Here is a 22031-nt window from a genome sequence, read left to right as displayed (position 1 = left end):
AAACAGACTTAAGACCGCTTTGCTACAAGAGCCAGTAATCAAAACTTTTTCAAGGAATATTGAATATTCCATATTGCAAAAAGGGATGGTCACGTATTGTGAATCCGCGCCAAGGTTTTCAGTTATTGGTTAATTGTTTATTGTTTATTGTTCATTGGTAATTGTTAATTGTTAATTGATATAAATTCTTAGCTTTGTGCCATCAATGATTGGCATGAAAAATGCAATAATATTGCAGAAGTTCTTTACATATTGGGGTCGACTTGGTTTTGACAGCGAGTCTAATTGAGTTGTAAGCACGTCGAGCGCTGGGAAATAGCTCGTAAATCTCATTTTTCACACTTTTTAAACGGCGAGAATAACTACGCCTTGGCAGCATAATCTGAATTATAGTAGGATTACTCTAGTCCCTACAAGGTAGGGAGCCAAGATGTCTCGTGAAGGCCTTGATTTACGGCATTCACATTAGAGGCACCGATAAAGTAAATATAGAGACTGCAGGGCCTTGATGCAGTTTCGAAATCTAATTGAGGATAAGTGTAAAGTTGGTGGTTTTCGGCCGGCTTTGCATCGAAAAACAAGCGAAAACTAAACGTGTAGAAAGCTTCTGAATTGCTTGTTTGGACGAGGGTTCGAACCCCTCCGACTCCACTTTATGAGTACCAAACTCAATCAAAAACCCCGAAATCCTAGGATTTACGGGGTTTTTCATTTTTCTTAAATTCGTTTAATATCGAATAATTGCACATTAACAGTGTGCAATTCGGTGACCAATTTTTTCTTCAAAAATTGCACACTAGAAACGGATAAAATCCCTGTATACCAATTCCTTACAAACTATTAAAGTTTTAAATCGTATATGCTTTTTTAGTACTTTAAAACCGAATTTAAAGACCAAAAAAATGCACACTCAGTATCAGCTCACATTCTTCGTTAGAAAAAGTAGAAGTAAGAAGACCTCAGACGGTGATGTTTATATGCGGATTACAGTGAATAACAAGCGATCTGACATTAGTATTAGCCGAAAAATTGACTTCGGGAAATGGAGTTCGAAATCTGAAAGAGCTTTAGGGAAAAGCACGGAAGCTACTGAACTCAATGATTATATTAATGTCCTCAGGAATAAAATCAGGAAAATACACCAGGGCCTCGTCGAAAAAGATTTGGAGATAACTCTAAAAAGTATTCTTGAAGAATTTAAAGGGGAAAATAAGCCGAAACCAAAAATGACCCTGAAGGTATTTAAGGAGCATAATGAGCAAATGGACCGGCTTTCAGGAAAGAATATTTCTAAGAGCACTGCTAAAAGATACTGGACGTGTTTTAATCATGTTGAGCAATTCATTGAGGAAGAATATAAGGCCAACGATTATCCTTTGAATGATATCAGCTATCAGTTCATTTCGAAGTTTGAGTATTTCTTGAAAACCAAAAGAGAATGCAATCATAACTCTGCTTTGAAGTACGTCAACAACTTCAAAAAGATTATTCGAATTGCTTTAGCCAATCAATGGATGGACCGGGATCCATTCTACAATTATAAAGTTCAGTTTGAAACGGTGGAAAGGGAATTTCTTAATGAAGAAGAAGTACAGAAACTGATCAATAAGGATCTTCACATGGATCGGTTAAAACTGGTGCGAGACATGTTTGTTTTTAGTTGTTACACCGGACTGGCATATTCTGATGTTAAAAAACTGAGCAGCGCCGATATTACCAAAGGTATAGACGGTGGTAAATGGATTCGCATTAAAAGAACGAAAACAAAATCTTTGAGTAGCATTCCTCTATTACCTGTTGCCGAAGAAATCATTGAACGATATCAGGACCACCCGGAGGTACGAAAGAGAGATTGCATCCTCCCAGTTCTCAGCAATCAGAAATCGAATGCCTTCTTAAAGGAAATTGCCATGATGTGCGGTATTAATAAACTGCTCACCACTCACCTAACCCGCCATACCTTTGCCACTACCATAACACTAACTAATGGAGTTCCAATTGAATCCGTGAGTAAGATGCTCGGGCATAAAGATCTGAGGACAACCCAACATTATGCGAAAATTGTGGACAGAAAAATAAGTGATGACATGCAGGCGCTAAAGATCAAGCTGGCAAAAAAAGAAAAAATGAAATCTATTTCTGAAAAACAGAAAGAGGAGTAGAATATTTTTTTGAAGTAGACTTATCCTTCGGGAGGACAGACCGGACAGTAAAAAAAGTAGCCCTACAGCTTTTAAAATGGGTGCCAAAAGTTTTCATCGTGAATGACACAGATTAAAATCAAAGGTAAAGCGAACGAAGCACAGCGAAGTGCTGCAAGCCCAAATCTACCGAACTAATACTATTTTGTGAGGCAGGTCTAAGGAAAATTAGTAATGGTTGCCGCAAATGATCCCCTATTGACAAGGGTTCCCAAAGCATTTGCCGCAAAATTAGTAATAATCTTTAAAAGTAAAATATGCAAAGCCTTATCAACAAAGGGGGGAAGAACGTATGACATCGCGCAGCGTGTCATCCTCTTGCTATTCTCCCCCTTGGTTTTATATAGAGAATTTTAATATTAGAGACGGTTCAGCTAATAGGAATTCCCCCTATAGGCTGCTCAATTGTTGTGCAGTCGAATAATAATATTGAATTTTTAAATTAGGCCTAGAGGAAATTAAATTTCATATTATACTCTTCATAGTAGACTTCCAAAGAGGAAGCTGGTTGTTATACCTACATAATGATGTGTTGCAGAAAAACCACTTCTTTCTTGCCATTGGACCTCAAAATTCACACTTGGCTTTCCCTCCTTATCCTTTAAACTAAAAGGGATACCTAATTTCCAATTTGTTGCTTTATAAGGAGAACCAAAATTATATTCTATTGCAGGACTAAAACCAAGGGAACCAAAATCTCCCAATTCAACAAAGAATATTAATTCCGGTTTTATGGATTGTCGTATAAAATAATTATAATCTGCTTCATATGCCTGTATTGGACGGCTTATTATTACATTATTATTTTCATCAATGATTCCCGTTTGAAATGTTTTTTTGGTCAGTTCATCTAATAATATATTGTTAGTCCCTCCGGCTCGGTAATTTAATTTGCCAAATAAAGAAACACCTGCTGACCATCCTATAAATCCATTTAATGAAAAATTCATTTCGAAATTATACAATTTTCTAGAAGTTGGTTCATTGTTTACTATAGGAGTCACTAAATATTCCTTATCTCCAAAGGGAAGATAAAGATCTCCAGAAGCCCACCAATCGTATATGAATCTGTACATATTGTTTTCTTGGATATATTTTATCTCATCCTCTGCAATTTCCTGATAAATTTCTCTATGTTTTTTCTTCAATTGATCCTTAATCGATGTTATTTCTTGATCAAATTTTGAGAGAGATTGATTATATTCCTTAATATTCGCATATTCGAAATTATTATAAGTTTGAACCTTTTTTTCATATTTTGGATAAATTAATTCTCTGTATTTGTCTATAGCCAAACTTCGTTGTTTTTTCTCGCTACTCTTGTAGTTTAAGGTGCCATTGCCAATAAAACTTACTTTAAAAAAGGCACCTATGTTATTACCTTTAAAACTATCACCCTCATTACTACTTTTATAAAAAATGGAAGAAGTCTTACTTCCCTGAAGTTTAAATCCTCCTGTATACACCCAATCTAATTGGCGTAACGGATTTCCCCATCTGTCATCAAAATTAAATCCCACACTGACAGATTCTTCAGTTGTATTGAAATTAGCAAAGAATTTTTGAAGAAATAAATCGTTTGTTCCTGTAAAGGCTTTTCCCACCTTCCTTGCAAAGAAAATATCCAACATATTATCATTAAATTTTTCCTTCTCGTCGAAATCTGAAATGTACTTTTGAATGGGGCTTTGGTAACTCAAGCTAGTTGAACCAGAGTCGCCTAAATCTGTATAAGTTTGACAATAGGAAATTGCAGGTAATGCTACAAACAATAAGCTGTAAAAAAATTTCATAAGGTAAAAGTTAGGTTATTATTAGGACGAAGAAAGAACTGTATATGGCTAATAAAATTCATTGAGTGTGCTAAGGATAAACGATTCAGGAATTATTAATTAAAATAACTCTTCGGAAATTAACGGATAAATAAATCCGAAATTATTTACTGTGTCGTATTAGTTGGAAGAAGTATCATATATTCAAATTATTTGATAATTTCCCTAACTATCCAAAAAATTTTTGATTAGTCGCACCTTATAGGTTGAGTGAGGTTGAGAGCCTACTAAGATTTTTTTAAATCGCACTAGGAGAAAAGGTTTTGGTATAATATAAGAGAAACTGAACCTCCCAAATAGGTATTTGACTCTTCACCCCAAAAAAAATGACCTCCATTAAAACTCCTGAATAACTTCCATTCAGTGCGCTACTAAAATCTTTTAACTCCCATGGAAAACTATTATTTCTAAAATTTAAAAGAAGTATTTTCTTTTGCCTGTTACAAATTTTTTCGAGGCTTTGAGTAATATTCAGGTTCTGCAATCCAAGGCTTCTGTCCGGTATTAGTACACCATCTAACAAATCCTTCTTCAATCCAGAAGTGACTCAAACATCCAACGGTTTGCCAAACAGATGGAGATAAACTCGGTATCCCGGATTCCGTAACTTTTAATTCCCAGTGAGGTTCGTGATTTTCCTGCAAGGAAAGACTAATAACTCTTCTGCAACCACAAGGACATTTAAAGAGACACCAGTAGGGTTTACCTTGGTATTTTACCTGAATTAATACTCGTTCTTCAATTTCATCGTTCGCGGGTGCTTTTGTGCTTACTACTACGCTGCCAAAATGAGGCGGTTTTGCATCATTTCTCCGTGAAGAGTTTCTTCCAAATACACACCTTAATTTTTTAAATAAACCTTTAAACATTTGAGATTTTACCGAGTTTTGCCATATCCAATCGGTAGTTTTCCTCTTTTAAGGTTAGGAACTTTTTCCTGCAGTAAATACAATCAGGATTTTCCGCAGGCTCATTACTATGAATACTCATATGAACAAAATCTACCCAAATGTTGTCCTGTCTTAGATCGCTCGGAAGCCTTCGGTAAGGTTTTATTAAATTCATAAAAGTAGCCAAGGCATTATCAGCAGTCATGGAAGTAAATGGACCGACTCCCGGAGCAGAATTCCCACCTCCAATCAGGTAATGCTCCCTTTTTAAAGTTTCCGGATAAAGGTCTGCCAATTCCGGCCGGTCTTTTATTGCCTGTTCATATTTTAGCTTCATATCGGTTACAATCCCTTGACACCTTAGACATGCGCCTATTTCAGGCAAAATACAGCTCACTCTCCCCCTGTGATCTCGCAAGTGAGGGGTTCCATCTTCTCCCTCCTGTATAAACCCGGTAAGGCCGGAATCTATCAAGATAAGACCATAATAATATATACAATGGTTCAGCAAATCCCTTCCTGCAACATCATCTGTGCACCCGAAAACTACGTCAGCACTGGAAAGGGAATCGATCGCTTCCCCAGAATCCCCTACAAATTCCGGAAAAGCAATCACCTTTATTCCCAATCCAAGATCATCAATGAATTTCTTCAATGACTCAGCTTTCTTATGTCCCACATCCGAAGATTTATAGCCCCGTACGCGATTCATATTCGTTTCTTCAAAATCATCACCGTCTATTAGGACCAACTCTCCTATACCACACCTCGCCAGCATAGTAGCTACCGGGGAACCCGTACCTCCGAGACCCACAACAGCAGCCCGAAGTGAGCCCATTTTAGCGTTGAAAGGCTTTCCAAAGGCTGCTTCCTGGCGCAATAAAGATTCTGGAGAATCTTTTGATTCCGTTATGTGGTGCAGTTCGAGCTTATCGCTGAGAACTGAAATATGTCGCACCGGCTTAGCCTCATTCGGTTCTTTCCCTGTCCTTATTCTCCCTCTCCAGGTACCATCGCAGTAAATGATTGAAACAAGAATCGAATGAATTCCATTACACCCGGCCAGTCCATGGATAAGATTTTCTTCATTAATGTCGTCCTTTCGGGAAAAATGCAATACACCACTCGGGTGACTATGAACAAAACCTAATACTAAATTTTCTGTTTCACATCTGAAGTACATTTCAGGTAGTTTGCGCATGTTAATGCGCAAGTGAACTTCCGAACTATCCAGGATCCAATCGTCATCCATAAGTTCTATATCAAAAGAAACGAACCTCTCGGAATGCGGAAGTCCGACTACCTTCCGTCCTAACCTCCTAAAAAAAATGATTGCTCCGCGTTCGTGACCCTCCGGATGGGATGATAGCCATGAAGTAAGCTGGTTTTGATGAGATCCTAATAAAGCTATTCGATCCATATCTATCCGGTTACCTGAGGGTTCCTCAGAGCCCATTCTACTCTACTGAGAATCTTCTGGACATTGTCAATTTTCGGCCTCCAGGATCCGGGTTTGAAATGTCTCGACCATCTGTCAAAAGATTTTCCGGCGTGAATTCGCGGATCACCTCCATAATTAGGAATGATCATTCCATTAGCTCTTGAAATACGGGGATAAGTCCAAAACATATCTCCCCCACTCGTATTGTAATTCGGAGGGATAATTAATAGAACCTCAAGCTCAGTGATTGGCTGCCCCCCGACGAGATACAAATCCGGCTGAACAGGATAATTCTTGATTACTAAAAACCTTTTAGCTTCATCCTCTTCTATGACCAAACCCGAACTCTTCAGTAGTTCGTAATCATCCTCAAATAATAGAGCCATAAATTCCAGCTTCCGAACTTGATTCCTGAGAATAAAACTTTTCTATTCCCTTTTCGTCCAAGTCTATTTTATCATCATTCTTTACAAGCTGGCCGGGCCGTCCCTGCCGCTTCAAAAAAAGATCCATGTTATCAGGAATTCCCGGCCCAACTTGTCTAACTTCTGCTCCTGTTATTAATTGTTTATCCCAGTCGTGGGTTTCTTCTTCTATTTTAAACTTCCATTTTTTATTCATCTTCTTATGGATTTTAGCATATGATATTTGAGCCCAAAAGTATGTCAGAATAGTTGCTGAGGAAACGAAAAACCCTTACTTATAGTAAGTGTTTTTCATGAAATTATATCCAGGTATGGAAGATCACAGATTAAGCAGTCGAAATGCAATACAAAATACACGTTGAAGACTGCTGCGCATGACTTGCACTTAGAAATATGATATTCAGGAATATATTTAAATTAAGAGACTCATCTCTAGCCTCAAAATCTGGAAATTCCAGGTGAAAAAAGTCCTTAAGCTTCTTACAGAAAACCCTTTTCTCTGGCCTTAAGTACAAGGGAACGATCCCCTTCTTCTTCAACGCCGAAAAGAATTTTAAGATTGCGCCGCTTCTTTTCGATTCCGCTTAAGGACAATGGGATTACCTTTTGCAATCCTTAAGTTTTGTGCCTATGGAAAGCTCGAATAATATCTTCCTGTCATTTGCATCCAAAACAATATCCGAACTTACTTGATCACGCATTAACTGAAGAACCGTATGGCTGTAGTAAGGAGGTGTATGTATAACCTTGTCAATGGCAATTAACAACTCAGTTTTATTGATATCGTTCTTTATCAGGAAACCTTCAGGATTAATACTCTTTAATAATCCATGGATTCTGAAATTATCATTTAAAGAGGTAGAAATTACTATTTTGGCAGAAAGCTCATTCTTCCTGATCTTAACGCCTAAATCTTCACCTGAAAATACTTTGTCATCTTTAGAGGGGGGTAATTGGATATCCAAAAAAATTAGATCTGCTTCAGAAAAGACAGTGGAGTTTTTGAAATCGTCTAAAGCAGAATCCAGATTGTTATGAATGGTGACGTTAGTTATAATATCTCCGGAAGAAAATATCTTTTCTATAGCTGTCTTATAAGAATCAGTTATTAAAGGGTGATCGTCGACAATAACTACATTAAAAGCTTTCATTTTATACTCCATTTTCAATCAGTAACTCGATTCTTATCTCTGTTCCTTGTCCTGGTGAAGCAGTTATAAAAAGTTCTCCATTCCATTTTTTAATTCTTGACCTAGTATTTTTTAAACCTATACCATTTTTCTCCTCACCCTTAGAAAACCCACTCCCATTGTCTCTAATGATCAACATTATTTTAGAGTCTTCCTCCCAAAGGGCAATCCAGGCTTCTTTTGCGCCGGAATGCTTTACGATGTTCTGTGTCCCTTCCTGGACAATCCGGTATAAGTCTAACTTCACCTCTTCATTCAAGTCTTCCCATCTGATGCCCGGAGAATTTTGAAAATTAAAAGTTGTAATCCCAAGCTTATTTCTTTCCTCCAGGAGGTTTTCCATTAAATTAACAAAACTTGAATCCTTGAAAAAATTTTCTGAAACTAAATCGTGTGAAATTTCCCGGACCTCTTTCTCGATTTTTTGAAGTTCAGTTGTAAGAGCGCTGAATTTATTCAATTCTTCCTGGGACATTTCTATATTGAGAAATTCTAAACTTAAACGCGTACCATATAGCCTGCCCAGCACACCGTCATGCAAGTCTGAAGAAATTCTTTCCCTTTCCTGTTGCCTGCCTTCTTCTAACTTCGACTGCTGCTTTAGCATTAACTTATATATTTCTTCATTGGCGATCCTTTGTTCCCGCTCATAAACTAATGCCCTATTTTTAGTCTGTTGTACCCTCAAATAATAGAGTAGCAACAAGAACATAATTACCAGTACAGAAACCACTGTAATCCAAACCCTTTGTTGTGTAAGGCGCTTGGTTTCCGCAATCAGCTCATCAGTCTGAAAGCGAATCTTAGCAAATCGGTTCTTTACCGCTCTTTCTTCCTGCAAAAATTCGGTTGATTTCTCAATGTAATCATTATAAAACTCCTGCGATCTTCCTCCCCCTATTTTGGCTAAAGCTAAAGTTGACTCAAGAAATTCCTCATTCAATTTCTTGTCAATAGCAATTTCCCTGCTCTCAACATAGTTCTGATATGCCCTTGAAGTATCCGAAAAATTTAAGTAGTAATCTCCCAAATGAAGATAACTCGTGGCAATACCGGAGAAATGATCAATTTCTTTTCTTAAGGCAAGAGACCTAAGAAGGTCCTTTTCAACATTTACATAGTCCTTGCTCATAAATCGAGCATATGCCAGATTATCTATTAACATTGCATGAAGTTCCGGATATTTTTTTTGTAGACTGTCTACTCCTTGAGCTGCTTTATAGCTTCTAATTGCTTCAGGATATTGCTCCAGGTTTTTATAGACAACTCCGATATTATTCAAAGTCAGCGCTTTTAACGTTCCATCACCCAAATCCTCAGCTACTTGTAAAGCTTTTTCGTGAAAGTTTAAGGCTTCATTATATTGCTCAAGATGATTGTTTGTTATTCCTAATATATTATAGGTCAAGTACAGCTGATATTTCTTTTTCAACGGGCGTAATTTGGACAACGCCCGAATCGCAGTAATCTCACTGGTCTGGTAATCCTTTATATCCTTTTGAATAGTGGCCAGATTAATCAACATTCTCGCAGCGTGGTAGTCATCATTTACTTGCTCATATAAATCAAAGGCCACATTATAGTAATAGTACGAACTGTCCAGGATCTTTTCTTTATAAAAAAAATTTGCAAGGTCCCAATAACTTTCTGCAACACGCGCAGTGTCTCCGGAGTTTAGGGAATGGTGGAGGGTTATTTTATTCCACAACCGAAAATTCAGAGAATCCCTTTTAGAATAAAAATTATAGGAAATATCATATAAAACTTTGGATTTAATAGAGTCTTGACTAAGCGACAAGATTTCGTTCAGTACAGAATCACTCTTGGAAGGATCAGAAAAAATTTTCTCCTTTAACTTTTCAGATTTCGCCAACTCCTGTTTTATATCCGTATTATAGGAAGACTTTCTCTCAGTACAGCTTGAGAGGTGGAGCAAAAGAAAAGCGGAAAAAAGGAGAATATAACTTTTAATTTTAAAAAGATTTAAAAACAAATATAAAAGAAAAAGGCCCGTATAGGGCCTTTTCAAAAGGATCTAATCATTAATCCTTTTTGTCATCAATAGGAGCTCCTTCTTCACCCGAATCAGCATAAATTTCACTAGGTGTAACTTCTTGGATGGAAATTTCAGTTGGTATTTCTTCAGGTTCACAAGAAGCAAGAAAAGTTAATAAAGGAAGACTGAACAATAGGAATTTGATTTTTTTCATTTTTTACATTTGATTTCGATTAATAAAAATTTCATAATCAGGTAGACCTGACCATTTTTGTTCACAATGAAAAAATTCGAATTCGAGTAGCTGAAAGAGGAATTCTTGTCAGCTCTTAAAGCTCTGTTAACAGTTCAAATGTATGGTGTTAATGAGGTCTTCTTACCCGGCAATAGGGGCTAACTCCTGAACTGGCCTCAATCAGGCTCAAACGGTATTATTTTGAGGATTAACGGTGCGGTTTTATCTAAACCGCCTCAAGACTAAAAAAGGTTTCCTTTAACAAAGTCAGTTGACTTTTATGAGCTCTTGAAAAAGGAATAACATGTTCTTCAGGTAAAGTCAATCTTAATTTTGCAAAATTTATGCGCAGAAGTAAATCAGTATTTATGATGTAACTTTTATGTACTCTCAAGAAATTCCTCGGTAGAATAGATTCAAAATTTTTAATTGGCTTAAAGGCAGTAATCTTCTTTTTCTCTAACATTATAAAATCAGTGGTGTTACCATCCGCCTTAAGAAAAAGAATTTCGTTCAGGTCCAGAAACTGATAATCTGAATATGACCTTAGGCAAATTTTGCCTTCACTAGAATTTCTAACCCTTTTTTTAATCCTAAATAAACTTTTTCTGAGGTCCAAATCTGTCATAGGAGTGAGCAGGTAATCAGAACAACCTAACTTAATTGCTTCATATGCTTTATCCCTGGAGTCAGAAATGGCAATTAAAAAGGGAGAGTAATCAAGATATTGATATAGTTCCCGGATAAGTTGCACGGGAGAATGACAAAAATTTATTCGTTCATTAAGATCTATAAGGATGACATCCGGAGTGGTTTTTAGGATAAAATCAAAAGATTGATCATAGGTCTCCGAATTGCCTAAACAAGAAAATTCTCCATATTCCTTCAGGAGTTTTGTAATTTTCAGCCTTACAGACTTTTCACAATTTATAATGCATGTGCTAATGCTCATTCCGTATTTCATAAACGGCTGACCTCGAACAGGCATGGATCCATTCATCAACCGGACAAAGCCAAATTACGGTTGTTGAAGCACACCCTCCTCCCGAAAGAACTTACTTCTTTAGCGGATTTTAATTTGTCATTCCGGATCAAATTCAGTAATTCAAAACCCAATTTTTTAGATCTTTTGGACCTCCAAGTTTAAAAACCTATTTCCATTCTTTTCTCTTAGCTCTATCACCAGGGGGCTCGTGCCGTAATCTTCCCCTGCAATCCATTCTCTTTGCCGTTTTGTTTTTGATATGTCAATTGGGGGTTTTCTCAGTAGAAGCCATCGAACAATTCCGATCTAAACATAACGGTTTTAAGTAAAAGGAAAATTTTAGAAGCGGCTGTTGTGGAATTACTCAATGACACTGAAAAAAGATTATCCTCTGCTGTGACCAATTCCAACGGTTACTTCCAGTTCAAAAGGAAATGAAAGACTCTCTGGTTTATCTCAAGGTCACCTTTTTCGGCCTCAAAGCAAAAACCAAGAAGAGTGAGAAAAAAGCACAAACTGAATCAATAACCATTTCTCTTGACGAAGAAGATGAAAAACAATTGGAAGAGGTAATGGTCTTAGGTGACAAGAGTATGATAACCGAAGTTAATAAAACAACTTACAAAGTTCGTTCTTCAAATTATCTAAAAAATGCTGAACCGACGGAAGCTTTAAATGATGTGCCCACTCTAGTTAAGACGAGTAAAATGGGCTGTTGATTAATAACAGCCTGAGCACTAAAGTCTATAAAAATGGTTTAGAATCCTCTATTCCATTCTTCAGGCCCTAAGCCTGAAGAACATTGATAAGGTGGAAGTAATGACAACTCCCTCAGCAAGGTTTGGGTCTGAATTTTCCGGTGGCATAGTCAAAATCAAATTATCTAGATAATCAAACGAATACCCGTACAAATTGTACGGTGTTTTAGTCGAGATCAAAAAATTTGAGATTATATATTTGAGATTATTAATTTAAATCATTTTATTATGAACAAATTACTTTTATGCTATTTTCCGGTTTAACTTCCTTCGGATCACCAGAATCTTTAGGAGAATTCTCTGCTGAAGAGCATTTCTTAGATTCAAATTGTACAGTTAGGTATGATTGCGACGGTGATGGTCGTACAGATTATGAAGGGACAGTAAATTGTGATTATGCCGCCGATCTTGTACAACAGTATCAAGATTCATGCGACTAAATTTTCTAACAAAGGAAAAGAAGAGGTAGAAACTCTATCTCTTCTTTTTTTTAAAAAAAATTGATTTTAAATTATATATGAAGATTTTAATTATACTGACCACATTACTTACAACGCTATCAGGTTATGCTCAATCTCATACTGGTATTGTAAGGTATGGCGAATTACAAAGTATGGGAATGGGAGGCCCGGTAGGTGCAGATTACAATGCCATTTTATTATTTAACTCTAAAAATTCGCTTTATGTTACTCGTCAAGATTCCTTAGAAGGGGGAGCTCAAAATAGAATGGAAATGTATGATCATGGAAATGGCGCAAAAACTTATGGAAACTTTGTGACAAATAAGGAAGGTTTTCGTTATTACCATGATCTGGAGAAAGACCAACTACTCTCCAGAGATATCGGGTTTACCTATGTAAAGGAAGATATTCCAAGTATTGACTGGACGATCCATGAGAATACAAAATTAATAGGAAATTATATGGCAAAAAAAGCTACAGGTTCATTTAGAGGTAGGGACTATACCGCTTGGTTCACTACAGAGGTTCCTCTGCCATTTGGCCCGTGGAAGTTACAAGGTTTACCAGGGTTAATACTTGAAGCATATGATACCCAAAAAGAGATTTACTGGTATTTTAAATCATTGAATTACCCAAGTAACTTTGGGCATTTAATGACGCCTATAGACAAGCCCCAAGATAAAAAATGGTTGGATTTTAGAACCTACAGAAATGCTACCATTGAAGCTTATAAAGAAGCTATTATTGGAGGAAGAATGGTATCAGAAGGCGCAGGAATAAAGGGAAATTCTTCCGGACTTAAGCAGGATTTGTCTGATACGTATATCGAAGCTTTCATTATTCCAAAAGATATGTAACTCTTTGGGAAAACGTGAATTTCTTTTTTTGTGGTTGTTTAGTTTTGTTGTTTTTTCTCTACGAGGACAATCTGTAACAATTTCCGGAAATATTTCTACAGAGGTAGAACAGGAGCCAATAGCCGGAGCATCGGTGGTAGCTTCAGACGGTGAAAAAATTCTTGGTTACGCCTACAGCGATCAGGACGGAAAGTATGAAGTTATTGTAAAAACAGAAAACAAAAGAAATATTTCCATAGAAGTGAACAGCCTGGGTTATAAACGGAAAACAATTGTCATACCACTTGAGGACTCACATTCGGTTTATAAACAAGATTTTTCTCTGGAGCAAAATATAGAACAACTTTCCACTGTCGTCTTAGAAGCAGAGGAAAAGATTGAAATCAACAGGGATACTATTTCCTTTAGGGTCTCTGCATTTCAAGACGGAAGTGAAAAAACGGTGGAGGATATGTTGAAAAAGTTGCCTGGAATAGAGGTAGATCAAAATGGCAATATAAAAGCTATGGGCAAACCCATACAAAAAATATTGATCGAAGGTGATGATTTAGCTGATAATCGTTATAAAGTGATCTCCCAAAATCTTGATGTTTCTGTCATCGACAAAATTGAGATTTTAAGCAATTATGACGAAAATGAAGTTTTAAAACAATTTCTAGACTCTGAAAAGGTTGCATTGAATCTAAAGCTGAAAGACTCAAAGAAATCCATTCTTTTCGGAAGAGCAGAGTTGGGAGCCGGAATAGAAAACCGTTTCCGAGCCGATATAAATGCAGGCTTAATAAGTCCTAAAGTGAAGTTTCTCAATTTAGGTTTTGGAAACAACACGGGTAAAAATGCTAAAGGACAATTATCGGGAGAAACGATCAATGTAAGTGAGTTTAATGATTTTGATCGGGATTATCATATTGACATTTCGCCAGTTGTTTACCTAGAGGGAGCTACAGTACCATTAGAAGAAGAGTTCTACAACTTAAACACTTCTTTTGGGAACAGTTTATTGATCAACAGAAAATTTTCCAACTCATTGATGGTTAAAAATGCTCTTTATTTCTATTCAGATATATTAAAAAAAGATTATTCCACTATACATACTCTATTTGTGGAACCAGAAAACCTGACTTTCACGGAAAAAAATAGTTTTACCATAAATGACCGAAATTTGACAAATGATCTAGAAATTAATTTTACTCCTTCACATAATTCCAAAATTAACTTTGAGGCTTCAGTTGCGAAGGACCGTGGACAAAACTTAAATAGGCTGGTATATAATAAATTAAGCATTAATCAGCTGGTAGAGAGTTCAGAGAAAAAATTGGAAGCTAAGATTCAGTATTCTCAAAAGATCAGAAGTGGAGCCTTTCTCTTTGATATTTATTTAGGGAGCAAAAACTTACAAGAGGATTTTCATGTAAGGCCAATATCCATACCGTTGAAAACTGTAGATGTTGAGAACACAGAGGTAGTGACGGGAAACAACTCTTCCTTGGATTATCAGGGATTAAACGCATCATTTGTTTTTAAAAAGAATAAAACCGCATATTCGTTGATAGGAGGAGTTGAACACTTAGCAGAAAACATCCAAAGTAAAGGAAGAGCCGTTTTACCTGAAGGATATGACCGCCTGGATATCTTATCGGGAAATAACATGGCTGAATATATCATGTCTTATTTCCAATTAAAGTTTAAACAGGAGCTTCTTAAGAATTTATTTTTTATTGCCGATGTTAATACGAAAGTCATGAAGTATGAGCAAGACAGATTTTCCGAAACATTTATTCTACCAAACCCGGAAGCTAGTTTACGTTGGGCAAAGACAAAAACAGGTACTTACCGCTTAAGTTATTCATACGCTACAGAAATTCCCAGATTAATATACTTTAATGATAATTACTTTTTAAAAAGCTATCGAAGCCTCAACTTAGGAGCAAAGAAGGTAGAATTGTTAAGGAATCACCAATTCTTTCTTTCTCACACGTTCTCCAATGTAAAAAAGCGAATATTGTTTTCTAATAGATTTTCCTATATAAGATTTAGGAATGAATTTTCATTTGCAGATGTCGTTACTGAAGATTTTATTTTTACGCAAAGAAAAATTGTGCCAGGGCGTGAACTTTTTCTATTTCAGACGGGGATTACAACCTATGTAGATCCTCTTAAAACTTCCTTCAAACTCGGTTATGGACTTCAATCAACAAAAAATCCAACAGAAATCAATAACTCGGATATTGTCACCACGAGCACAGTAAATACCTACGATGCCACCGGTACGACATATTTCAATAATTCCTTTAATTTAAATTTTTTAGCCCAATTGTCATCTTATAGAAGTCAAATTGGTATCGAGGAAGTAAGGAATTCTAGGTTTCATTTTGAAATAACCACCCTGTTCAACTTTAAAAAATTGCAAGCCTCCTTTACTCAAACAGGGGATTTCGTGGATTCGGAGTTCTTCAACACCAACAAAATTCAAATTGAGTATCAACCTTCAAATAAAAATTGGATGTTCGGTGGGCAAATTCAGAATATTTTGAATAATCAGAATTTTATTTTTGAGAATATCAATAACTATTCAAGTACATACTCAGTCTTTACTTCGGTACCGAGGTATTTACTTTTTTATACAAGATTGCGTTTTTAAGCGGCAGTTATAGAAGAAATTGTCATGCATTTCTCTCCAGAACTAAACCTAAAAAAACACCTGTAAATAAACAAATTACAGGGTTTTTAATACTCCAGACATGGAGGTTCGTCCGGTGGTTAAATTAGGGCAGAGGGGACTCGATAACCATCAATTCGTATTTTGGTCAAGTTTATCCTCATTAATTTTTTTCTTGTACTTAATTGGTATCAAAAAAAGTTTAAGGATTTTATTTCGGTTTAGAGAAAAGAATAAAATATTAAATTTTTTGTTAAAGCGAGACCAAATCGGTGACCAAAAAAATACGATCTTTGAGAGGTACTGTAAATGCTGCAATAATTAATTTTTGGTCGTTCCCTCCGACTCCACGATCATTCACAACTGCGTTGTGATTTAAAACTTATAAATCCTGCCGAGTTCACTCGAGCAGGATTTTGTGTTTTAAAGCACCCAGACCGCAGGGATGGGCAGTTGTAATTGCAGGACTGGATTCATTAAGGGAAGGCGCAGCCAACCCCTCCGACTCCACCTACGCCCTCCAAAGTCCCGAGCACTCGGGACGAAGGAGGGCTTTTTATTTGAATACGTTTTACAAATAGAAATTTCTATCTTTAATCCATTGTTGTCCGATGAAAAAAGAAGAAACCTCTGAAAAAGCCCGCTAATGCTGATAAGAGATTCTTATCTATCAGTCTGAGAGGGTGGTTTTTAGTTCTTTGAATTTTCAAAATATTCTACCAATGAAAAGAAATTTTCACAACATTGAATTTCAGTATCTTATAAAAAAGTCTTGGTTCTAGATTCTAGAAGCGGAGCGGTCTAGATTCTTTTTCCGGACAACAATGTCTTTAATCTTCGGATAGCTTGCGCCTCCGCTAAAGCTTTAGCGCACGCGGGCGGTGGACGAAGGTCCACCGAAAAATATATAAATATAAATGCAACTCCTTAACGTCGTTTATATCCTTAGATGTTCACTCGCACAGGATTTGGTGTTTACCGGGTTTTTTATTTTAAGATGACAAAACCAGTGGAAAAAGTGCATAGAAAAACACCTCATTCGACATTTGCAGAGTCTAAATGTCAACGCTGGAATCATCAGAGGTATGATGAGATATTTCGAGGTTCAGGAGGAGAAATAAAGGAGCTGGTAGAGATACTATCCTTAAAAAAATTTCATGATTTGCTATAGAAAGTTCTATTGTGCTTTCTTAAGTTCCGGAACATCTTTCATTTTGCCATTTTCTTGTTTTCCAAGTATGACCACTTCCTTAATTCCCTTATATTCATCAATGGCCAGTTGCAACTGGCTTCTGGTATCTCTTCGGATCTTTATACCAGTTTTTTGATTTTTATTTTTGACTTCAATATAATAACCATCTCTAAGATCTGTTGGTTTAGTGGCAGGTCTTCCCATGACTTATTTAAATTTATTTTGTGGACGCAATATTTATACCAGAACCGACTTAAAATTTTTCTCAAATCTAATATTTTACTTTTTATTCTTCTATTGCCAGGATTATACCATGTTTAAAGGCGGCTAAAGTCAAGGATTCCCACTTGAAACCAATAGCAGAAATAATTGTGTTAAATAGGCATCCCAAAAGCTTCCGAAAGATCCTCTACCCTTTTTTCTACATTGGCAGAATTGAAGCCATGCAATTTGGAATTACTGTTAGCAGCTAAATTTTAAGCCGTTGCAGCTCTGGTGGGAAATGACTATTCTTCGGTTGAAGATAAGCGGTTAGTGCAGTTAAAATCGGGTGCACAGATTGATTTTTAGAAACCCAAAGTTTTTTTCTTATAAACATCCTCTCCAAACTATAATTAACAAAAAATCCCGGCAATCGTATGACGTCGGAATTTTAGTCCGATCTATTCATTTAGAACACATTTTTGAACATCCTAATTTGTACGACAGGTTCCCCAAACAGGACGAGGAAGGACCCAAGCTGTGGCTCCGGTATCAAAACCAGTTGGCATACTTGTAATAAGAGGGAGGAAATGGAAGCGGAGTGCTAAAGGAATACCTTTTTGCAACCTCACACCTAAAATATCTTTTACGTATACCAAAGAGAGGGTTTTTAGGCTGGCCTAAAAACTTCTTGATTTGTTCTTACCCATGAAGATCTTTTTACAATGGTCCTTCCTCATGTCCAGCTGCAATTCCATAAAGAAAGAGTACATTGAATAAAGAGAAATAATGCTGCCATTTTCAATCCTGAAATTGACAAGTCTCGCCTCGTTGAATAATATTCGCTCCTGGGTGTGGTCTGGCAAATCTCTGAATTCCTCAACAGTCATTACAGTAAATATTAGTCGTAAATAAAAGGCGGTACGGTGGAGGTATTCCGCTTCCGCCAGTTTAATTCATTAAACTAAGGTTGGATTATATTATAGTCTTAAAGAAAACGTTAAATAATGTACTGCCGGAAAACTAAGATTCAGAATTTTATTTTGAGGAATATCCCGCTCCGTAAGGTTGATTATAAGTACCTGCTATCCTCCGACTGTAGTTGAGGTAGAATTACCGGCGAAAAGAAAGTATAGGAACTCGGAGAGGTTTTATCCTTAAATCATGGTAATGAGAGAAAAAAATTAAGAAAAACCACACTTAAAATACTCTCCTACCAGATGGGCTGTATTTTTGAATTTTCCTTTACGTAAAATATTTCTTCGGTGAGTTGCAACTGTGTTGGTGGAAATATGTAATTTTTCAGCAATCTCCCCCGACTCCATTCCCTGAGATAACAATTTTATAATTTCCTTTTCTCTTTTAGAATATGGCGGAACATCTTCAGGGCCTAATGCGTAAAGAGTCTTAAATTCTCCATGCCGGGTATCAACATTAAAGTAAGAATTAGAGCCGGTAAGATCTATAAAGGAGACATTTTCGGTTGCTTTGGGACTTATATGGGAAATATCAGAATGAACACTTAAGACATGTCTGGGAATACCACCTTCAGAAAGTGATATGAAGGTAGCCTGCATCAACATAGTTCGATATCTCCCATAATCATCAATTAAATTATAGGAATAGGAGACTTTATAATTCAGGATTTTCTCCTGATCTACAAAATTTACAATAAAATCTTTAATCACTGCTTCTTTTCTCTCAAGAACAGGTATATCATCCGGGTCTGCATTTTTGAGTAGCCTCTCCATACAAATATCTTCAGTTTCACCTTTGTAAAAGTTGGTAACTTCTGGCGAAAGGTAATCCAGCTGTAAGTCATTCATATTCAAAATGTAGAAATAAGACTCCCCTGGGGCAAAGATTGCGGCCATTTTTCTGAAGTAATTCGAAAGTGGGAACTCCTCATATTTTTCTACACGGGGAGAATAATTTTTCCTCCAAAATTCAGCTATTTTCTTATGCTTCATAATTAAAAAACTATACAATTATTTTCAAATTATCAATTCTTTAAGATTAGAAAAAGAAATTGGTGACTTTATCACCAGGTGAGCAGAGGTTTTCGATAATTGGCTAAAAAAGAGGATTAACAGCAATTCAAAAGAGCCAAAATACTGCAAATGAGGTATTTTCCCTCACTCTTATTAAAGATATTTTTAGCTTCTATTAAGTCTCCCAAAAAACTTATTACCTAACCAACACCGAATGGCATGAAAAGCATTACTCATTTTATCTTTCTCAGCACAATCTTATTATTCATTAGTTGCACAAAAAAAGATAATTCCAAAACACCTCCCCTTTATCAAAGTCAGGAGAAAAATTCAGCAATAGAAGTAAAAGAGAACAGCCTCAGTATTTCTCCCAAAGAACTTGGTGAAACACCAGAAATTAAAGAGGCAGGGTTTGAACTTGCTCTAAACGAACCTCCAAACTTAAGTTCTGAACTTTCAGTAATTAACCCTTTTTCAGTTGATCCCGCAAGTGAAATTCTTTCTAAACGCGACCGCACCACAAAGCATTACTTACGCAAAGATGGAAAAACAATTGATGCCGTTTTGTCCCCTAAGTCTGTACATTATATTAATGGTGACAATGAATGGGAAGATATAAACACCAAAATAGTACCTGCAGAGGGTAACTCCTATGCTTATACCAACCAGACAAATAATCTAAAGTCCTGGTTTCCGGCTGATATTTCCCAGAAAGGGGTAAAAATTGTAACGGAAGAAGGAAAGCTATTATTGGGAGAAAACCTCCGCATGAACTGGTCTGGTGTAGGTGGTGAATTAATAAAATCCGAAAAATTTAAAAGTCCCGACCTCCAGGTAAGTCAAAATAAAATTGTTTATAAAAATGTTCTTCCTGATGTGCATAATGAATATGTGGTTCAGGCTGATAAATTGAAGCACAACATCATATTAGAAGAAAAACCTCTCATTCCGGAAGATGCAGAATACCTGCTTTTTTCTGAAGAAGTGGTACTGCCGGAAAACTGGTCAATAGATTTTGATGAAGAACTAAAAGGCCTGGTCATATTGAAAGCAAACAAGGAAATCTATCTTGAAGTGCCATTTCCGGATATATATGAAGCAAATAACCGTGCAGTTACTACTGATGAGCGGACTTCAGGTTTTGATCTCATCCAACTTAGCAGTAATAAGTACCAGATAAATACGAGAATTTCACAGGAATGGCTGCAGGAGAGAAATTTTCCTGTAATAGTTGATCCAACCATAGTTCTAAATGGTGCTTCTTCTGGTTACATGATCAATAAATATAGATACACCCGGGTAAGTAGAAATTCTTATTGTGGATCCAGCTCTACTAATGTTGATGACAATTATTATGCATATAACAATACAGCAGCGAGAGTTGCTCTAAATTATGCGTATTACTCCCAAGTTACCTCAAATGACTGCCGTTATGGCTGGTATTCTTATTATTCAAAAACAGTTACTAGAAGTTACCGGGATTATTACCGTGGGTGGATAAATTATAATACAAATACTATCCCGGATACGGGTATTATAAACAGTGTGGAGTTTAGCGCCAATGTTTCCGGAGGATATATGGGTGGAATAACAACCAATATCAACCTATCAAGTAGCCCGGGACCTTATTCTAATAATTCACAATCCTTTTATTCTATGGTCAATGGTGGATATCTTGGTAATGCCGTTTATTCTGATGCAGGACAATATCCATATGTAGTACTTGATGCCTCCTCACACGTCCAGAATTTATTGTCTGAGGATTATTTCCAAATAGGACTGTATTCACAATATTTTAATGAAAGTGCCCAGATTAAAACCTTTGATACAAATGCTTCCTTACTGAGGATTACTTATCAGGAATGTGTACCTCCAGTGGCAGCAGGTAAAGATATTAGTGTTCAATTGGACACTGAAGGAAATGCTACTATTTCAACCGCAGATGTTGATGATGGAAGTACCGCAGATTGTGGTCTGGAGTCTTTCAATTTATCAAAAGACAGTTTCACCTGTGAAGATTTGGGGGATAATCCAGTAACACTTACAGTAACTGATACAAATGGGGAAACAAGTTCTTACGACCTGGTAGTAACTGTAGAAGATAATGTGGTTCCGGCAGCTATTGCACAGGATATTACGGTTCAACTGGATGCATCAGGTGCGGCCACTATCACAGCAGCCGATATCGACAACGGATCTAATGACGCCTGCGGGATTGCCAATCGTGAACTGGATATAACCAGCTTCGACTGTACCAACATAGGAGCCAATACAGTCACACTTACCGTTACAGACAACAATAATAATGTTTCAACAGCTACGGCAACTGTAACTGTAGAAGATAATGTAGCTCCGGCAGCTATTGCACAGGATATCACTGTTCAACTCGATGCTTCAGGTGCGGCTACTATTACACCTGCCGATATCGACAACGGATCTAATGAGGCCTGCGGGATTGCCAATCTTGAACTGGATGTAACCAGCTTCAACTGTACCAACATAGGAGCCAATACAGTCACACTTACCGTTACAGACAACAATAATAATGTTTCAACAGCTACGGCAACTGTAACTGTAGAAGACAATGTAGCTCCGGCAGCTATTGCACAGGATATTACGGTTCAACTGGATGCTTCAGGTGCAGCCACTATCACAGCAGCCGATATCGATAATGGATCAAATGATGCCTGTGGTATTGCAAGTCTTGCGCTTAGTAA

At 36.8% G+C, this 22031-nt stretch carries 16 protein-coding genes, 1 other RNA gene and 1 pseudogene; 6 read left to right on the top strand and 12 right to left on the bottom strand.

Annotated features, from left to right (window positions below; all coding sequences use genetic code 11):
• Window positions 1-254 precede the first annotated feature (254 nt).
• Window positions 255-654, top strand: a transfer-messenger RNA (tmRNA) gene (gene ssrA / locus G564_RS20215).
• Window positions 655-902: 248 nt separating this feature from the next.
• Entirely contained in the window at window positions 903-2162 is a 1260-nt protein-coding gene (locus tag G564_RS0115745; RefSeq protein ID WP_029038499.1) for a site-specific integrase, read from the top strand.
• A gap of 518 nt (window positions 2163-2680) precedes the next feature.
• Here G564_RS0115745 and G564_RS0115735 read toward each other — a convergent pair.
• The 9 genes from G564_RS0115735 to G564_RS0115695 all read right to left on the bottom strand — a co-directional run bounded on the left by G564_RS0115735 (window position 2681) and on the right by G564_RS0115695 (window position 10964).
• On the bottom strand, window positions 2681-3994 hold the full coding sequence (locus G564_RS0115735) for a hypothetical protein (protein WP_029038497.1): 1314 nt from the start codon (window positions 3992-3994) through the stop codon (window positions 2681-2683).
• 479 nt (window positions 3995-4473) lie between these two features.
• Window positions 4474-4902: a DUF6527 family protein gene (locus G564_RS20525; RefSeq protein WP_169578146.1), complete on the bottom strand. Its 429-nt coding sequence runs from the start codon at window positions 4900-4902 to the stop codon at window positions 4474-4476.
• Window positions 4895-6343: a HesA/MoeB/ThiF family protein gene (locus G564_RS0115725; protein ID WP_211224633.1), complete on the bottom strand. Its 1449-nt coding sequence runs from the start codon at window positions 6341-6343 to the stop codon at window positions 4895-4897. The genes G564_RS20525 and G564_RS0115725 overlap by 8 nt, the downstream gene beginning before the upstream one ends.
• Before the next feature lie 2 nt (window positions 6344-6345).
• Window positions 6346-6750: an E2/UBC family protein gene (locus G564_RS0115720; protein ID WP_029038494.1), complete on the bottom strand. Its 405-nt coding sequence runs from the start codon at window positions 6748-6750 to the stop codon at window positions 6346-6348.
• On the bottom strand, window positions 6734-6985 hold the full coding sequence (locus tag G564_RS0115715; protein WP_037374163.1) for a multiubiquitin domain-containing protein: 252 nt from the start codon (window positions 6983-6985) through the stop codon (window positions 6734-6736). The genes G564_RS0115720 and G564_RS0115715 overlap by 17 nt, the downstream gene beginning before the upstream one ends.
• 403 nt (window positions 6986-7388) lie before the next feature.
• Window positions 7389-7940, bottom strand: a complete 552-nt coding sequence (locus G564_RS19500) for a response regulator (RefSeq protein ID WP_169578145.1) — start codon at window positions 7938-7940, stop codon at window positions 7389-7391.
• A 1-nt stretch (window position 7941) separates the two neighbouring features.
• A complete protein-coding gene (locus G564_RS0115705) occupies window positions 7942-9687 on the bottom strand; it encodes a tetratricopeptide repeat-containing sensor histidine kinase (protein WP_156879272.1) in 1746 nt (581 codons plus the stop codon).
• 334 nt (window positions 9688-10021) lie between these two features.
• On the bottom strand, window positions 10022-10189 hold the full coding sequence (locus tag G564_RS20400; RefSeq protein WP_156879271.1) for a hypothetical protein: 168 nt from the start codon (window positions 10187-10189) through the stop codon (window positions 10022-10024).
• 247 nt (window positions 10190-10436) lie between these two features.
• Window positions 10437-10964 (bottom strand): LytR/AlgR family response regulator transcription factor, encoded by a 528-nt coding sequence (locus G564_RS0115695; protein ID WP_169578144.1) that lies wholly within the window; start codon window positions 10962-10964, stop codon window positions 10437-10439.
• 665 nt (window positions 10965-11629) lie between these two features.
• On the opposite strand from G564_RS0115695, the gene G564_RS0115690 reads away from it, so the two are divergent.
• The 3 genes from G564_RS0115690 to G564_RS0115680 all read left to right on the top strand — a co-directional run bounded on the left by G564_RS0115690 (window position 11630) and on the right by G564_RS0115680 (window position 15912).
• Complete coding sequence (locus tag G564_RS0115690; protein WP_029038490.1) at window positions 11630-11914, top strand: hypothetical protein; 285 nt, start codon at window positions 11630-11632, stop codon at window positions 11912-11914.
• A 556-nt stretch (window positions 11915-12470) separates the two neighbouring features.
• Window positions 12471-13271, top strand: a complete 801-nt coding sequence (locus tag G564_RS0115685) for a GLPGLI family protein (protein ID WP_029038489.1) — start codon at window positions 12471-12473, stop codon at window positions 13269-13271.
• A 4-nt stretch (window positions 13272-13275) separates the two neighbouring features.
• On the top strand, window positions 13276-15912 hold the full coding sequence (locus G564_RS0115680) for a carboxypeptidase-like regulatory domain-containing protein (RefSeq protein WP_169578143.1): 2637 nt from the start codon (window positions 13276-13278) through the stop codon (window positions 15910-15912).
• Window positions 15913-17107: 1195 nt separating this feature from the next.
• Here the strand turns inward: G564_RS0115680 and G564_RS0115670 are convergent.
• From G564_RS0115670 to G564_RS19495, 3 genes are all read right to left on the bottom strand, one after another.
• Window positions 17108-17326: a hypothetical protein gene (locus G564_RS0115670; RefSeq protein WP_029038487.1), complete on the bottom strand. Its 219-nt coding sequence runs from the start codon at window positions 17324-17326 to the stop codon at window positions 17108-17110.
• A 677-nt stretch (window positions 17327-18003) separates the two neighbouring features.
• Window positions 18004-18213 carry a hypothetical protein gene (locus G564_RS0115665; protein ID WP_029038486.1) on the bottom strand — a complete coding sequence of 70 codons (210 nt, stop codon included), beginning with the start codon at window positions 18211-18213 and terminating at the stop codon, window positions 18004-18006.
• Window positions 18214-18507: 294 nt separating this feature from the next.
• A complete protein-coding gene (locus G564_RS19495; RefSeq protein WP_051205549.1) occupies window positions 18508-19293 on the bottom strand; it encodes a response regulator transcription factor in 786 nt (261 codons plus the stop codon).
• Window positions 19294-19533: 240 nt separating this feature from the next.
• On the opposite strand from G564_RS19495, the pseudogene G564_RS20520 reads away from it, so the two are divergent.
• Window positions 19534-22031 (top strand): annotated as a pseudogene (locus G564_RS20520) (hypothetical protein); the annotation flags it as partial.

It is taken from the genome of Salinimicrobium xinjiangense DSM 19287 (assembly GCF_000423585.1).
GTDB lineage: Bacteria > Bacteroidota > Bacteroidia > Flavobacteriales > Flavobacteriaceae > Salinimicrobium > Salinimicrobium xinjiangense.
This window is presented reverse-complemented; position numbering and strand designations above follow the sequence as displayed.